Origin of the sequence: Paenisporosarcina macmurdoensis (genome assembly GCF_042658845.1) — a bacterium.
Classification (GTDB): domain Bacteria; phylum Bacillota; class Bacilli; order Bacillales_A; family Planococcaceae; genus Paenisporosarcina; species Paenisporosarcina macmurdoensis.
The window spans coordinates 55,935-71,350 of record NZ_JBHSRI010000038.1; the positions used below are offsets into that span (position 1 = coordinate 55,935).

Annotated in this window: 16 protein-coding genes; 11 read left to right on the plus strand and 5 right to left on the minus strand. The window is 38.5% G+C overall.

The genetic code is table 11. From position 1 onward, the window contains the following. The first annotated feature begins 205 nt into the window (after positions 1-205). Positions 206-985 (plus strand): LysM peptidoglycan-binding and 3D domain-containing protein, encoded by a 780-nt coding sequence (locus tag ACFPYN_RS17725; RefSeq protein WP_377736015.1) that lies wholly within the window; start codon positions 206-208, stop codon positions 983-985. 109 nt (positions 986-1,094) lie between these two features. Here the strand turns inward: ACFPYN_RS17725 and ACFPYN_RS17730 are convergent, their stop codons facing one another. From ACFPYN_RS17730 to ACFPYN_RS17740, 3 genes are read right to left on the minus strand one after another with little or no spacing between them, the layout of a single operon-like run. Continuing rightward, positions 1,095-1,760 (minus strand): (2Fe-2S)-binding protein, encoded by a 666-nt coding sequence (locus ACFPYN_RS17730; RefSeq protein WP_377736017.1) that lies wholly within the window; start codon positions 1,758-1,760, stop codon positions 1,095-1,097. Then, positions 1,760-2,797: a FecCD family ABC transporter permease gene (locus tag ACFPYN_RS17735; RefSeq protein WP_377736019.1), complete on the minus strand. Its 1,038-nt coding sequence runs from the start codon at positions 2,795-2,797 to the stop codon at positions 1,760-1,762. Before ACFPYN_RS17735 ends, ACFPYN_RS17730 begins: the two co-directional genes overlap by 1 nt. Before the next feature lie 3 nt (positions 2,798-2,800). After that, positions 2,801-3,799 carry a FecCD family ABC transporter permease gene (locus ACFPYN_RS17740; RefSeq protein WP_377736021.1) on the minus strand — a complete coding sequence of 333 codons (999 nt, stop codon included), beginning with the start codon at positions 3,797-3,799 and terminating at the stop codon, positions 2,801-2,803. 118 nt (positions 3,800-3,917) lie between these two features. Here ACFPYN_RS17740 and ACFPYN_RS17745 point away from each other — a divergent pair, with 118 nt between their 5' ends. The 10 genes from ACFPYN_RS17745 (at position 3,918) to ACFPYN_RS17790 (ending at position 12,681) form a co-directional block, all read left to right on the plus strand. After that, complete coding sequence (locus ACFPYN_RS17745) at positions 3,918-4,862, plus strand: ABC transporter substrate-binding protein (RefSeq protein WP_377736023.1); 945 nt, start codon at positions 3,918-3,920, stop codon at positions 4,860-4,862. A gap of 230 nt (positions 4,863-5,092) precedes the next feature. Next, positions 5,093-6,253: a PstS family phosphate ABC transporter substrate-binding protein gene (locus ACFPYN_RS17750; RefSeq protein ID WP_377736025.1), complete on the plus strand. Its 1,161-nt coding sequence runs from the start codon at positions 5,093-5,095 to the stop codon at positions 6,251-6,253. 137 nt (positions 6,254-6,390) lie between these two features. Continuing rightward, a complete protein-coding gene (locus ACFPYN_RS17755) occupies positions 6,391-6,591 on the plus strand; it encodes a YwbE family protein (protein WP_377736028.1) in 201 nt (66 codons plus the stop codon). Between the two features lie 18 nt (positions 6,592-6,609). After that, entirely contained in the window at positions 6,610-6,993 is a 384-nt protein-coding gene (locus ACFPYN_RS17760) for a nucleoside 2-deoxyribosyltransferase (RefSeq protein WP_377736030.1), read from the plus strand. Between the two features lie 174 nt (positions 6,994-7,167). Next, complete coding sequence (locus ACFPYN_RS17765) at positions 7,168-7,854, plus strand: Type 1 glutamine amidotransferase-like domain-containing protein (protein WP_377736032.1); 687 nt, start codon at positions 7,168-7,170, stop codon at positions 7,852-7,854. A 29-nt stretch (positions 7,855-7,883) separates the two neighbouring features. After that, complete coding sequence (locus ACFPYN_RS17770; RefSeq protein WP_377736407.1) at positions 7,884-8,528, plus strand: FMN-binding negative transcriptional regulator; 645 nt, start codon at positions 7,884-7,886, stop codon at positions 8,526-8,528. Continuing rightward, positions 8,518-9,021, plus strand: a complete 504-nt coding sequence (locus ACFPYN_RS17775; protein WP_377736034.1) for a GNAT family N-acetyltransferase — start codon at positions 8,518-8,520, stop codon at positions 9,019-9,021. Before ACFPYN_RS17770 ends, ACFPYN_RS17775 begins: the two co-directional genes overlap by 11 nt. Next, positions 9,022-9,651, plus strand: coding sequence for an NUDIX hydrolase (locus ACFPYN_RS17780; protein ID WP_377736036.1), 630 nt, complete (start codon positions 9,022-9,024; stop codon positions 9,649-9,651). Then, positions 9,648-10,592, plus strand: a complete 945-nt coding sequence (locus ACFPYN_RS17785) for a dipeptidase (RefSeq protein WP_377736038.1) — start codon at positions 9,648-9,650, stop codon at positions 10,590-10,592. The genes ACFPYN_RS17780 and ACFPYN_RS17785 overlap by 4 nt, the downstream gene beginning before the upstream one ends. 421 nt (positions 10,593-11,013) lie before the next feature. After that, complete coding sequence (locus tag ACFPYN_RS17790) at positions 11,014-12,681, plus strand: hypothetical protein (protein ID WP_377736039.1); 1,668 nt, start codon at positions 11,014-11,016, stop codon at positions 12,679-12,681. A 369-nt stretch (positions 12,682-13,050) separates the two neighbouring features. Here ACFPYN_RS17790 and ACFPYN_RS17795 read toward each other — a convergent pair whose 3' ends face one another. Further along, complete coding sequence (locus ACFPYN_RS17795) at positions 13,051-13,740, minus strand: phosphatase PAP2 family protein (RefSeq protein WP_377736041.1); 690 nt, start codon at positions 13,738-13,740, stop codon at positions 13,051-13,053. A gap of 526 nt (positions 13,741-14,266) precedes the next feature. After that, on the minus strand, positions 14,267-15,211 hold the full coding sequence (locus tag ACFPYN_RS17800) for a 3-hydroxyacyl-CoA dehydrogenase NAD-binding domain-containing protein (protein ID WP_377736044.1): 945 nt from the start codon (positions 15,209-15,211) through the stop codon (positions 14,267-14,269). Positions 15,212-15,416 lie beyond the last annotated feature (205 nt).

Genomic DNA, 15,416 nt, shown 5'->3' on the forward strand with positions numbered 1-15,416 from the left:
ATCTACTGACTTAGCGATATATTAATGAATTTAATTAGTAGTGTATATTATTATCTGAATATGGCTATTAATGTATATATTACGTGTGTGACAGAACGTCGACTTCTGTCATGTAATTGATAAGTTCTACACACGTTTTTGCAATAGGTCTGACATGTCAGGGTGTTATGATGATGTTCGTTAGTGAAAAGGAGGAAATTCATTTATGAAAAAGAAAATCGTTGCACTAACTGCAATTGCAGTATTATCAGTAGGGGCGGCAGGTCAAGCATCTGCATCTAACGTTCATACGGTACAATCAGGAGATACATTATGGTCTATATCCCAAGACAATAATGTTAGCGTAGAAGATTTACAAAGTTGGAACGAGCTTAATTCTACTCTTATATATCCATCTCAAGACCTTAAGGTTGAAGACAAGGTAGAAACTTATGTTGTTGTAAAAGGTGATTCACTTTACAAAATCGCAAAGAAACACAACATATCAGTGGAAAACTTAATGACTATGAATGATATTTCAAGTGAATTAATTTTCCCAGGTGACCAGTTAGTATTGCAAGGAACGAAAGTTGCTTCAGCACATAAAACTGCACCACAAGCAGCATCAAATACAGCAACAGCACCAACTTCTGCACCGGTTCAAAAAGCAGCATCTGCTCCAGTAGCAGTTAAAGCTCCTGCTTCTTCAACTCAAGGAAAAGAAATGACTGTGACAGCAACAGCGTACACTGCATATTGTACAGGTTGTTCTGGAACAACAGCAACAGGAATTGACTTACGTGCAAATCCGAATCTAAAAGTAATCGCAGTTGATCCTAAAGTGATTCCACTTGGTTCACGTGTATGGGTTGAAGGTTACGGAGAAGCAATCGCCGGAGATACTGGCGGAGCGATTAAAGGTAATATTATTGATTTATTCATGAAAGACAGACAAGACGCATTAAACTGGGGTCGTCAAACAGTTACAATTAAAGTTTTAGATTAATATAAGGAAAAAGGAGGAGCAACCGGCTCCTCCTTTTTTGTTGTTTAGAAAATCAGAACTAGCGCATAAAAAAACGAAGCTTGAGCAACTGGCTCAAGCTTCGTTTTTTTTATAGAGGGCACGTTTTACACGGCTTAACGGCACCACTTGTTTGATAATATAAGCAACAGGTCTTACGTAGATCAGTGTGTCCTGTCTCATAAATAGCGAGTGGATGTTGTTTTTTTACTCCGTACTTTTCAGCAGGTATGTTCATTAACTGTTGAAAAGTATGTATATCTTGAAGTTTAGTAATGAACATCCACTTTATATAAGTAAATATATTTTCAAACAGAACAACACGGGATATGCCCTTTTCCTGGGCAAGTAATTCAACTAGAGGTACTAGTGTTTTGGCATAGATATCTTTTGTTATCCATTCAACTGTGTCCTGAAAAATTTCTGCAGTTTTGAGTGGGAACGAATAAACAGGTAACCAACTGGCATTAGTTGATTCCTCCGTAATCGTTAGAAATAAACATTCACTAGGATTTATACATACACGATGTTTAATACGAGCATAGATCATTAAAGCCGCAGCATATCCGAGTCGTTTAGCTGTGATTGAAGCCGCATGTGCTCTTGTCGGACTTCCGAATTCACTCATTAATCTAGATAAATGTTGGTCGAGGGCGGTTTCATCAAACAAATCGTTCAGTGTGAAAGAGTCCACAATCGGTTGGTCAGACAACCAACGGAAATTTACCTCCATGTCTTTCGTCAAAACATTTTGCATTAAGATCCACCCTTTTTCCGCTCTGTCATTAATAAGAAAATGAAATACGGTGCGCCAACCGCTGCGGTCCATACACCTGCAGGAACTTCAACGGGAGCAAATGCAACACGTGCAATCCAGTCGGCAATGAGTACTAGAAGAGCACCGATTCCTGCTGAAAACAACACCATTGATTGAAACTTCGGTCCTACAATTCTTCTGGCAATATGAGGTGCAAGTAATCCAACAAATCCGATTCCTCCAGCGAAAGCAACAGCCACCCCTGTTAACCCTGTACTTACTAATAGTAATAGAAGACGATTTCTTTGAACGCGAGAGCCAACTCCAGTTGCAATATCGTCACCAAGTTCTAAAATATTCATTTGTCTACGCATTAAGAGAGAAATCACGATTAACAGCAAAGCCCATGGCATTATGACGTAAACTTGAGACCAATTCGCGCCGTAAATGCTGCCGGTCGTCCAAATGGTTGCTTGGCTTGCTTGATAAATAGGTCCCATCAATATCCAAACGGTCGTACCTGCTTGCATAAAAGCCGCGACCGCAATCCCAATTAACAAAAGTCGGAATGGTGCAATGCCATTTTTCCATGACAATGTAAAAACGATTAGTGCCGTCAATGTGGCGCCTAAAAATGCAAATAACGGTAACCATTGTATGCTCACCGTTAGTGAGTTATTTTCATCAGAGAATAATGTTAGAAATAAGACAACAGCAAATGAAGCACCAGCCGTGACACCTATTAAATCAGGAGAAGCCAGTGGATTTTTTGTGATGCCTTGTAAAATTGCTCCTGATACAGCGAGTGCCATACCAACAAAGAGAGCCATCATGATCCTAGGTAGTCTAAAATCAACTAAAATGGTTCGATCAAATTCGTCACCGTAACCGAATAATGCAGCCACTATTTTTGTTGGAGATAAAGGGAATTCGCCAGAACCAGCTGATAACAGCATCACCATGGCAACGGCAAGAAAAACGATAGCGGTTGCAATGAAGGGATGACGAGTAAAATCGAATCGATTGAAAATCTTCATTTATTATATCCCCAGCTTTCTGCGTGCCACAAAAATAAAGAAAGGCACACCAATCAGTGCCGTCATAACCCCAACAGGTAATTCTTGAGGCATAAGCACATACCGGCTTCCTATATCTGCAAGTAAGACAAGAGCGGCACCGCCCAAGGCTGAATAAGGTAAAATCCAACGGTGATCTAATCCAACTAATGAACGAATTAAATGTGGAATAATGATACCAACGAACCCAATAGGTCCAGCAACTGCTACAGCAGACCCGGCCAAAACAACCGCGCAAGCTCCGAAGAAAAACTTTATCCAAACGGTTCGTTGACCTAGTCCAACTGCGACGTCGTCACCAATACTTAATACATTTAGTTCTTTCGCGCGTATGAATGAAAGCAACAAAGCCACTCCCATATAAGGTAAAGCAGTAACTAGTAAATCGAGAGGTCGATTAGCTACAGAACCTGCTAACCAGAATAAAACTTGATCCAGGGCAGTTTCATTTAAAACGAGCAATCCTTGTGTAAAAGATGAAAATAACGCAGTAATAGCTGCTCCTGCCAACGTTAATTTAAGGGGAGTCAGCCCTTCTCGACCTGTACTACTTAATATAAATACCAGGATAAAAGCAAATGAGGCTCCTGCAAAACTAAGCCACATATAGGATTGCAAGCTTTGAACAGATAAAAAAACCACGCCTACAACAACAAAGAAACTAGCTCCGGCATTCACACCAAGAATACTTGGTGAAGATAGGGGGTTTCTTGTGATGGACTGCAGTATGGCACCAGAAACGCCAAGACATGCACCAATGAAAGTTGCTATCAATGCTCGGGGAAGCCGAACATCACGAATAATCAAATGTACATTAGAAGTAGTTGGATGAAAAAAAGTTAAGTAGGCATCAGTCCAAGTTGTATTTGTGTACCCATAAACCAGACTTGAACCCATAAGAAAAAGAATGGAAATAATGCCAATAGCAATTCCCCATCCTCGGGTGGTATTTGTATGTAACATATAAGACCTCTGAATTTTTTATTTTATATACGCTTGTTGACAAATAAAATCGTAGCATATAAAGTACTAATTGTAAATGATTTTCATTCTCAATTGAATAGCGAAAAGGGGAAAGAATATGAAGAAGCTTAGTCTTTTATTAATAACTTTCATGCTAGTTTTAGCTGCATGTGGCAAGACAGAAGAAAAATCTACGACAAGTAGTGAAGATAAAACAAAAGAGGAAAGCTACACGGTTACACATGCAATGGGCGAAACGACTATTACTGGAGAACCGAAGCGCATCGTTGTTTTAACGAACGAAGGTGTTGAAGCTGTTCTAGCGATGGGAATTACACCAGTTGGAGCGGTTGAAGCATTTACTGGAGATACTTGGTACGATCATACAGCGGACCAATTAAAAGATACAAAAGCGGTGGGTACTGAATCAGAACCTTCACTGGAAGCAATTGCAGCACTTAAACCAGATTTAATTATTGGTAATAAAATGCGTCAAGAAAAAGTCTATGATCAGTTAAGCAAAATTGCTCCAACAGTATTTGCTGAAACTTTACGTGGAGATTGGCAAGAAAACTTTAAACTGTACTCGAAAGCAATTAATAAAGAAGAAGTAGGCCAAGAAAAATTAGATGCGTATAACAATCGTATTGAAGAATTAAAAACATCTTTAGGAGATAAAACACAACAAAAAGTATCTATGGTTCGATTTATGGCTGGCGATGTACGTATATACCATAAAGACTCATTCTCAGGTGTGATTTTAGAGCAACTTGGATTTGCTCGTCCAGCTGATCAAGACTTACCTGATTTCGCAGAAAAAGGTGTTACAAAAGAGCGAATTCCTGCAATGGATGGAGACATTTTGTTCTACTTCACTTATGAAACTGGTGATAAAGAAGCATCGAAATTAGAAGAAGAGTGGATTAATGATCCATTATTCCAAAACCTTGAGGTAGCAAAAGCGGAAAAAGTATTTAAAGTAGATGACACGATTTGGAACACAGCTGGAGGATATTTAGCAGCGGAATTGATGTTGGATGACTTGGAAACATACTTCAAATAGATAAAAGTGCGAGACACGGTTGATTAGTGGGATATAAACGTCCTACAAAGAAAAGGTGACTGGCGGCAATTTACTATTCTTCTAACATATAAAAAGACTGCAGATCAACAATGAAGATTGTTGATCTGCAGTTTTTTAATTTTATAGAATAATAAATAGTAATATTTCCACTATCTGTATATCGTTTAGTGTGATTAGATAGGTAGTGAACAAGTATTAGGAGGATTCGAATGAAAGTATCATACAGTACTAAAGTCACGATGAATGTTTTTATTTTCTTTGTCATGGCCATTTTCACATTTGGTTTTTCTCTGATAACCGCTCTAAATGGAGATGGACATTACGTTCCACTTATATTGCTAACTAGTCTTACCATATATGTATTTATTGTGTTTTTGGTTTTTGGATTATTTAAGATAGTCAAAACCAGGAATATGTATATGATTGGTTTGGCAGTTTTATGGATTTTAGTTGGAGCGAGGTTGGCTTTTTATACCTATCATGAAAACGTTGATAACGTTAGTGCAGAAGTGGATTTATTCCAATACGAACCGAATAGTGAAGGAACAAAAGCAGTAACATTAGATAAGGAAGCATCGCTACAATTACCAAAAGACAATTTGATTCGACTGGATGGGGCAACAGCCTTGTATCCTCTGTACTCATCTTTTGTACAAGCAACCTACCCTAAACAAGTGTACAAACATTTTGATCCGACGGTAAGGTCCACTAAATCAGATGCAGCATACAGGAATCTAGTAAAGGGCAATGCAGACATTATTTTTGTTGCATCCTTATCTGAAGCTCAACTGAGGCATGCAAAAACGAATAATATTAAATTAAACATGACCCCAATAGGCCGTGAAGCGTTTGTTTTCTTTGTGCATTCTAACAATTCAATAGATGGACTTACAAGTAATCAAATTCGAGATATCTATTCTGGCAAAGTCACGAACTGGAAAGATGTTGGTGGGGAAAATGATAAGATTCGTGCTTTCCAACGTCCAGCTGATAGCGGGAGTCAAACTGCTATCGAAAGATTTATGGGGACTCAAAAGTTAATGAAAGCACCCACTCAAGATATTGCTTCAGGAATGGGTGGCGTAATTAACCAAGTGGCAGAATATAAAAATTACCGCAATGCAATTGGTTATACATTCCGTTTTTATTCCACAGAAATGGTGAAAAATGATAGCATTCGATTACTAAAGGTTGATGGAGTCTATCCGGATAAAGAATCCATACGTTCTGAAACGTATCCCATAACAGCCGAGTTTTACGCAATTACAGCAGGGACAACCAATCCACATGCACAAGCATTGATTGATTGGATCTTGTCTGAAGAAGGACAAGCGTTGGTAGAAAAAACGGGATATGTACCTATCGATTAACATTCTAGTATATGTAATCTTTGAGGCAAGTAGCGTATTAAAAATAGGTAGAAAGCCAGTGCGTTGACAATGCGGAATTGTCAAAGTACTGGCTCTTTTTATGATAAAATAGAACAAATAGAAAGGGTGAAATATTCATGGCAAATGGTCAAATTCGCGCAGATGTAAAACCAGGATTAGAAGTAAATGTAATATTGAAGAAAGACCAACGTTCAGGTGTTAAAACAACAGGAATCGTCAAGGATTTACTAACGAATTCTCCTCGTCATCCTCACGGTATTAAAGTTCGACTGGAAGATGGACAAGTAGGTCGTGTGTGTGAAATTTTACCTTCATAACGTAAGGATGGGTAGGACATGAATTTTTACGTAGCATCTAGTTTTCAAAACAAAGTAATAGTAAGAACGGTGTCACAACAACTCAAACAACTTGGGTGGCACCTTACATATGATTGGACACAAACCGAACGAGCTAATTCCCATGAAGACTTACGCAAAATAGGAACTCTTGAAAAGAAAGCTATTGCCGATTCTGATGTCGTTGTTGTGCTATTACCCGGTGGAAAGGGAAGTCACATTGAACTTGGGCTAGCAATCGCCTGGCAAAAAAGAACGTTTCTCTATTCTCCGAACAAAGAGGCGATGGATATGCAGACGACCAGCACATTCTATCATTTACCTGAAGTTCAGATATGTGAAGGGTCAATTGAAGAATTAATTTCAACAATTCATAAGAATTAGGCTTTGTTATAGATGCGTTGATATTGAATTCCCATCGAAAAAGTGCTTAGTGCAAATGTAAGATAAATGACAGGATCAATTAATAGAGCGCATAAAAAGCTATGTAAGTTTATCCTGTTGATGTTGAAAATAATTAACAATATTCTTTGAAAAATGACCAGGGGAGATGACGATATGAGACAAGTAATTGCTTTAGGTGGTGGAGGCTTTTCTATGGAGCCAGAAAATCCATTATTAGACAGATATATTCTACAACAATGTAAGAAAGAGAACCCAAAGATTTGTTTTATTGGCACAGCTAGTGGGGATGCAGAAGGATATATAGAGCGCTTTTATAACTTCTTCAGACTGGAAAACTGTGAACCAACACATCTTTCATTGTTTAAACCACATACAAGTGATATCAAGAAGTTTATTATGGATCAAGATATTATCTACGTTGGTGGTGGGAATACCAAAAATCTGATGGTGCTTTGGCGTGAATGGGAACTCGATGTGATTCTTCGACATGCTTACGATAATGGTACAATCCTAGCCGGTTTGAGTGCAGGTGCGCTTTGTTGGTTTGAAGATGGACTAACAGATTCTTACGGCACAGGGTACGAACCCATTGCTGGTCTTGGTATATTACGTGGCAGTCATTGTCCTCACTATGATGGTGCAGAAGATCGAGGATCTACCTATCAAAAGGCCATTCAAGATGGAGAGATTGGAAGTGGCTTTGCTGCAGACGATGGAGTTGCTCTTCACTTTATTGATGAAGAAATGCATCGAGTAGTCAGTTCTCGTCCGAATGCACAAGGTTATCGAGTAGATAAAGATAAAGAAACGAAGTTATCTTCTCATTATTTAGGCTCTTAGTTCAATAGTAGAAAAGGGAGGTGCTGACGATTTACATTCCATCTTATTTTGAACTAAAAAGTGAGCGAGAAATGCATGAAGTAATAAGAGACCATGGATTTGCAACCATTACATCGCTCCATAATGGGTCGTTGACCGCTACACATCTCCCCTTACTGTTGAGTAAGGACAAGAAGGAACTAGTTGGTCATTTTTCAAAGGGAAATCAACAATGGAAAGACATATCAGGTCAGGAAGTATTGGTCGTGTTTCAAGGACCTCATTGTTATATTTCTCCTTCTTGGTATGAAAACCAAGACACGGTTCCTACGTGGAATTATGTCACGGTTCATGTGAATGGCAAGGTTCAATTACTGGACGATGAAGATCCACGTCTTTGGCAGTCCATGGTGAATTTAACAACAAAATATGAACAGCCAAATAGTCAATACGATTTACATATTGTAGACCCAACGTATATTAAAGCATTATCAAAAGGTGTAATTGGTTTTACTATTTCTATCGATAATATCGAAGGGAAGGCAAAGCTTAGTCAAAATCATTCGAAGGAGCGAGTAGAACGAGTGATTGCAGAACTTTCGAAAAAGAGTAACTCAAATGAACAAGAGATTGCGAAATGGATGAGTAAAAAATCACTACCAATTACTCTTGAGGTGCAGAAAAATGGAGATTAGAAAATTAACCAGTGAAGATGCTAAAGCATATTGGGACTTGAGACTCGAAGCATTGCAACAAGATCCGGAAGCTTTTGCCACTACTTATAAAGATGCGATATCAAGAGTGGACCCATTGATACGAGTAGCAAGGAACTTGGATTCTGAGGTTTCTGCAACGTTGGGTGCATTTATCGATAACGAATTAGTAGGTGTGATGACAATTGCAGAAGAAGGAGCTCCAAAACTTCGTCACCGAGTGAACTTGTTTGCTGTATATGTAACTCCTAGAGTACGTGGTAAACGAATCGGAATGGCCCTTTTACAAGCAGTTATAGAGCATTCAAAACAGTTGCCGGATGTTGAAAAAATTAATTTAACGGTGGTATCAACAAATGATCGAGCGATAAAATTATATGAAAAAGTTGGTTTCAAATCATTCGGTCTTGAACACCATGCGATGAAAATAGATGATACATATGTAGATGAAATTTATATGAGTCTAGCTTGGTAGGTGAGTATCTTGGAAGAGGAAATGTTAGCTGTATTTGATGAGAATCACTTGAAAATCGGTGAACAATCTAGAGACATAATTCATAGACAAGGTCTTTGGCATGAGACATTTCATTGCTGGATCGTCCATCTAGAAGAAGGGATACCGTATCTTTATTTCCAGCAAAGAAGCAACGTGAAAAAGGATTTCCCGAATTTATTCGATATTACGGCTGCAGGACATTTACTTGCTCATGAATCGGTAAATGATGGTATCCGAGAAGTAGAAGAAGAGCTTGGTCTCACTATAAGTATGGAGGAACTCCAGCCCATTGGGATGATTAAAGACACTATTTTGCAAGGGGAATTTATTGATAATGAATTCGCTCACACACTTTTATTGATTGCGGAAAAGTTCAATATAGCCTTTCATTTACAGAAAGACGAAGTTAGCGGCATCTTCACTTCTCCCTTATCGGAAGTGGTACGTTTATACGACAAAAAGGTTGACCGTATATCTTTGCAGTGCATCACTTCTTATAATAAAGAAGTTTCTCAAATAGGTGTTACACTTAAAGATTTCGTTCCACACGGAATACGATATATGAAAGAAGTGTTGAATAGCATTCAAGAAAAAGGAGAGGAGATATGAAAGTAATCGATTTACATTGTGATGTTTTATATAAATTATCGATAATGAGTGAACCGTTTTCCTTTGGAGATGCAGATGTAATCCAAGCAAACAAAATGAGACTTATTAAAGGAGAAATACAAGTACAATTCTTTGCGATTTTCATTTCCCCGGAAATACCTCAAAGTGAGAAGTTTACAGCTGCTATGCGTCAAATTGAACTATTTCATTCGAAGGTGATAACACCCAATCCCGAGATTATTCATATTACAGATTGGACGCAATTAGATTTACTCAAAGAAGGAGAAATCGGTGCTGTTCTAACTCTAGAAGGAGCGGATGCAATCGGAGAAGACCTAGGCAAGCTGAATGCTTTACTCGATGCAGGTGTGAAACTGGTTGGGTTGACATGGAATCCGGCCAATGCAGTAGCTCATGGAGCGGATGAACCTTCTCATTTAGGTCTTAAACCTTTTGGTGAAACCGTTCTAGAGGTTTTAAATGAACGAAATATTATCGTCGACGTGTCTCATTTAAATGAACAGTCCTTTTGGGATGTACTTCCTAAGGTTAAACATGTACTTGCAAGTCATTCAAATGCTCGAAGTCTATGTGACCACCCGCGTAATTTAACGGACCTTCAAGCGAAAGCGTTGGTAGAGAAAGGCGGACACATACATATTGTCTATTACCCACCTTTTATCAAACTGGATTTTGAAGACCTCACGCTTGTAGATTTAATGAATCACTTTACTCACTTTGCTAATTTGGTAGGTGAACAACATTTAGGGTTAGGTTCTGACTTTGATGGAATTGCCGTGTTTATTGAAGGGTTACAAGATGCAAGTGATACACAGCAAGTAGTTCAAAATTTAAGAAAGCATTTTACCGAAGATGAAGTTAGAGGAATCACCGCAAATAACTTTAAAAATTACATTATAAAAGTGATTGCTACTAGCTAGCAGTCACTTTTCTTTTGGTAAAACTTTGCTAAAGAATGTTTTTGATATTAAAGAACAGCCAAAAGAGTTCATTTTCGATTAACATGCGATCGGCCAGCTCGAATGAACGATTATAAGAGTACCGTTTAACAGAAAACACTTTAGTGGAAGGTAAGTGAGTATCACTACAATGACAAACCTAAACTTAGATTACATATATGGTGGATGATAGGTTTACAGTCCGCTTCGAAGGCTTTAGCTACTCACAAAATGAGAATCACGAGTATGTGGTTTTCTTAATTGTTAGCTCAAGTTGACATCACAAATAGACGATAAACAACAGGGAATACTAATGGAACCATTGTAAATGATGTGTTCATTGAAACTTATTACTAGTTCAACCGTATTATTAAAGACAACATCTAAGAAAAGAGGGACACATATGGGACTAACTTTCCTTTATAGCATAGTAATAGCAATCATTGCAGCACTAATAATTGTGCCGCTTACATTGCCAAAAGAAAAACGAAAAGGGATTATAGCTGGAGTCATTGGTACAGCGGTTGTTTTAGCGATCATCGTCTTTGTCATCTATTATGTAACGAATATAGATCGTAATCTGTCGGCATTATGGCCGCTAGCTATTTTAGCGACGGGGCTTGGTGCATTTTCAGCAAAAGGCAAGGAACAACTTGTGAAAGGTGTGCTGTTTTTAGCGGCCATTGTCTTTGGTGGATATATGTTAAGTGCAGTATTATTTAACGCAGATGAAAAATTTGAATCCGCAGAAATGAAACAAGAAGTTGAAATCGAAGCATTCGATGAAACAGAAACACCAGCAAGTGTGCCTCCAAGATTCGCGCGAAATAAAATGAAAAAAGCTTTTGGTCAAGTACCTAACACGAGCTATTACGAATTAGGTAATTTACAAATTCAAAAAGTAAATGATGCATTTGTATATATTGCACCAGTTGAATTTTCTGGGTTTTTCAAATGGATGAATGGTGATACAACACCAGGTTATTTCACGATGAGTGCAACTGACTCTTCAGACAACCCTAAGTTTATTGATGCAGAAATGGGCTATACACCATCTTCATTTCTCCAGAAAAATGTGGCCCGTCATTTACGTTTAGACATGCCGGAAGCGATTTTCTACGGAGACATGCAGCTAGAAATTGATGATGAAGGTGTACCACATTATGTCCGCTCATTCGGGAAATTTGTGTCAGCTCGAAATGGCTTTGAAGTAACTGGAGTAGCAGTAGTAAATCCACTATCTGGTGACATTAAAACGTATGCACTTAATGAGGTACCAGCTTTTATTGACGGAGCGGTATCACCAGAAGTCGTAAGTTTGCAAAATAGTTACTTTGGGAACTACGTACATGGTTTCTGGAATAGTAAATTTGGCAAGAAGGACGTGAAATTGCCTTCTGGATATGGAACGGAAGCGAATGTCAGTCCAATCTTTAATGAAGACGGGGACATGTATTACTTCACCGATTTTACAAGTCCAAAAGAAGGTGTCGATTCGATGCTCGGGTATGCACTGACAGATGCTCGAACGGGCAAAGCGTCATATTTCACTGGGAATATGGAAGAATCTTATATGGATTCACAAGCTACACTTCAAATAATTGAAAAGAGATTTATTGAGAAAAAATGGTCAGGTGAAATGCCGATCCTGTATAACTTCTACGGGGAAGCAAGTTGGTTAACACCGGTATTAGATGCCAATGGATTCTTGCAAAATTACTTTATTGTTTCTGCAGCGAACCCTGAAATATCAACTTTTGCTAACACACCTAACGAAGCCTTAAAACTTTATAAAACAGCGTTGCAACGCGGTGGAAGTACGGTTGATGGAAGTTCGAATGCAGAGGAAGCGAAAGTAACTGGAAAAGTACAACGTGTGTATAAAGAACGTGTGGGTGACTTTACTCTCGTGTCGTTCATGTTAGCAGATGGAACCAACTATTTGGTCTCCACTGAAGTGACGCCACTGGCGATTTACTTAGAAGTAGATGACAGCGTAAATGTTTCCTATTTAAACACAGGAGAATTATTCTTACCTGTAAAAGAATTAACAATCACTGGATTAGAATAAGAAATAGGCTGCCTTTTAAAGGTAGCCTATTTTTTTAAAAACACCGTTAGTTGAACATCACTTCAGTAACAAAAATCAGGAGTTAATGAACATCCCATATTTACAGTGTTTACAGAGGTTTGACACTTTCCACGGGTTGACATAACACTACGATGAGGAAGTATTCAACTTCATTACTCAAGAAGAGCCAGCTGCCCTGTACAGGGCAGCTGGCTCTTCTAAAAAATTCACTATATTTACTGCTTATTACCGATAATAAACACTTCTTTTTCAAGTTGAATCACTTTGTGTGTTAGAAACTTCATTTCTGATTTTCCAGCATCTTCTGAGGCTATAAGTTGTTTTGTGGTTTCTTCAAATTACCCATTTTTACAATTCTTTTTTCGCTTTTCTTCCACTATGCCATAAAGTAATTTCAAGTATTGCGATACAGCTGACAAGCCATGTCAGACCAAGTGCTAGCCCACCGATTACGTCTGTAAAGTAATGAACGCCGAGGGGAAGGCGACTGAAGGCAATTAATAAAATCAGGATTCCAAGGAAGATGTTGATCAGCCATTTTGCTAAGGCATTCAGTTTACTTCTGATGACCAAGTACATAATAAATCCGTAAAAAACGATCGGGGCGGTTGAATGACCGCTTGGAAAACTGTAGCCAGTTCCATCGTACTCCTCTAATATGTTCGGGCGATCTCTTAAAAATGCAGCTTTAAGACCACTAATCAAGATTGTAACTCCACCCATTGCAATAACAAAATAAACAATTCTCCACTTTTTCCGCTGATAAAAATACCACAGCACGCCAAACATGATAAGAGATCCTACAGTCAGCGCCCAGACCGATCCGAGTTCTGTAATCCATGCGAAAAAGGTCGTAACTCCAGGTGTTGCAAGGTTTTCAGCAAAGTTCGCGGCATGCTGGTCAATCATGAATTTTTCATTCTCCAGCACCTCTTCACCAAGCTCTATAAATATGTAAAAACCTCCGCCTATTATTAAAAGTGCAGTAACAATTAAAATATATGTTCTGGAAGGTATTCCCTTTAATGTATTTAGCATAGTACACTCCTATAATTCAGTCGTAATAATACGCTTTCCCTGTTTTGAGACATGGGAAACGTGTTAACTGTAATGAACATCCCCAGGTCCTACACTTTCAAATTATTTAAATTAAGAAAATCCGGACGATAAACCCGTCCGGACCTTTTTTGTATGTTCTTAAAGTTGTTCTCGTCTGGAATCATTTAAAAACGCTTATATCTCTTCATGTTTTTGGTTATTACTATTTTTTTGCTGTCACGCATTTAATTTGAAAATCATGTTTACTACTAACTTTTACGTTTGTATGTTCTGTGCACAATAGGTTGACATAACACATCGACTGAGAAGTTCTCTCCACGAACAACCCCTACCACCTGGGCTCTATTTTATTCAATTATTTTGTTATGATTCGGATGCGCTCTAACCGTCCGTTATGATTATTTCATATGAAATCCCTTTATGAAGCCGTCACAAAAACCGCGATTACTGAACTGATTGATACGAAAAAGGCTGTCTCGATATTAATTCGAGATAGCCTTTTGATTTATTTAGTACGTGTTTTCAAAATCGCCATTTGTTTCTGATCTCGTGTTTGAGCAAGTTCATTAATCGTAAGGTCCCCGTAAGAATCACGCGATTTTTCAGCTAACCGCAAAATCGTTTCTTCATCCATCATGAGATTGCCTTGTGCTACCCAGCTTTTTTCCATCGTGGGTCCTAAATGACGCATAAAAGCTTCCATGCCTCCTTGTCCGCCACCTAAATGCATGCCAAGCATCGGTCCAGCAGCAGCCCAGCGTAAGCCAATGGAATCTTTGACGATTTCATCGACATCTTCCATGTTAACAACGCCTTCATCCACTAAATACATAGCTTCACGTAACATCGCAAACTGCAGCCGGTTGGCTACAAAGCCGAATACCTCTTTTTGAATATGTTGCGGAGCTTTGCCAAGTGCTTTGTAAAATACCAGCGCATCTTCAACAGCTTTAGCTGAAGTAAAAGTACCTGGCACCACTTCTACTAATGGCATAACTAGTGGTGGATTAAACGGATGACCAATCAGCATACGACTCTTATCTTTCATTGAGGCTGAAATATCACTTGCTGGTATTGTCGATGAAGATGACAGTAATAATGTATGAGGTTCAATGTAAGGTTCAATTTCAGCAAACAATTGTTGTTTTAGTAGTAGTTTTTCTGGTCCGTTTTCTTGAATAACGGCTGCTCCAGTTACAGCATGTTGTAAGTCGGAGCCTATTGATAAACGAGATTCAAAGCCGCTTGAAGGCAGTCCAAGTAGCGATAAAGTAGGGGCAATAGAGTTGAAATGTTGATCAACGACTTCTTGCAAATCAGTTCTTGGATCGAATAATCGCACGCTTAATCCATGAGCCAAAAACAAAGTTGCCCATGAAAGTCCGATAGTCCCTGCACCAATTACAGTAACAGGATTAAAACGCTGCAAATCACTATGTATCAGTGTCATGGTTCATCCTCCTTCTTTTAACTAAAACCATGTTATCATATTTAGACAAGCTCATTGCGTGAATTTTATGAATCAGAAGAGGATGTGCTGAGATGTTTAGTGGAGTACCTGATTGGTTTTATCTATTGGCATTCGTAGTGGTTATTGCCATAGTGGTCGTTAACGAATGGTGGACACGTTAATATTAATTTGAAAGGTGGGATTT

Excerpts from the sequence above, each read along its gene's own strand:
- ACFPYN_RS17800 (WP_377736044.1), bottom strand. The coding sequence starts at position 15,211 with ATGACACTGATACATAGTGATTTGCAGCGTTTTAATCCTGTTACTGTA.
- ACFPYN_RS17725 (WP_377736015.1), top strand. The coding sequence starts at position 206 with ATGAAAAAGAAAATCGTTGCACTAACTGCAATTGCAGTATTATCAGTA.
- ACFPYN_RS17765 (WP_377736032.1), top strand. The coding sequence starts at position 7,168 with ATGAGACAAGTAATTGCTTTAGGTGGTGGAGGCTTTTCTATGGAGCCA.
- ACFPYN_RS17730 (WP_377736017.1), bottom strand. The coding sequence starts at position 1,760 with ATGCAAAATGTTTTGACGAAAGACATGGAGGTAAATTTCCGTTGGTTG.
- ACFPYN_RS17735 (WP_377736019.1), bottom strand. The coding sequence starts at position 2,797 with ATGAAGATTTTCAATCGATTCGATTTTACTCGTCATCCCTTCATTGCA.
- ACFPYN_RS17785 (WP_377736038.1), top strand. The coding sequence starts at position 9,648 with ATGAAAGTAATCGATTTACATTGTGATGTTTTATATAAATTATCGATA.
- ACFPYN_RS17790 (WP_377736039.1), top strand. The coding sequence starts at position 11,014 with ATGGGACTAACTTTCCTTTATAGCATAGTAATAGCAATCATTGCAGCA.
- ACFPYN_RS17775 (WP_377736034.1), top strand. The coding sequence starts at position 8,518 with ATGGAGATTAGAAAATTAACCAGTGAAGATGCTAAAGCATATTGGGAC.
- ACFPYN_RS17740 (WP_377736021.1), bottom strand. The coding sequence starts at position 3,799 with ATGTTACATACAAATACCACCCGAGGATGGGGAATTGCTATTGGCATT.
- ACFPYN_RS17755 (WP_377736028.1), top strand. The coding sequence starts at position 6,391 with ATGGCAAATGGTCAAATTCGCGCAGATGTAAAACCAGGATTAGAAGTA.
- ACFPYN_RS17760 (WP_377736030.1), top strand. The coding sequence starts at position 6,610 with ATGAATTTTTACGTAGCATCTAGTTTTCAAAACAAAGTAATAGTAAGA.
- ACFPYN_RS17750 (WP_377736025.1), top strand. The coding sequence starts at position 5,093 with ATGAAAGTATCATACAGTACTAAAGTCACGATGAATGTTTTTATTTTC.
- ACFPYN_RS17795 (WP_377736041.1), bottom strand. The coding sequence starts at position 13,740 with ATGCTAAATACATTAAAGGGAATACCTTCCAGAACATATATTTTAATT.
- ACFPYN_RS17745 (WP_377736023.1), top strand. The coding sequence starts at position 3,918 with ATGAAGAAGCTTAGTCTTTTATTAATAACTTTCATGCTAGTTTTAGCT.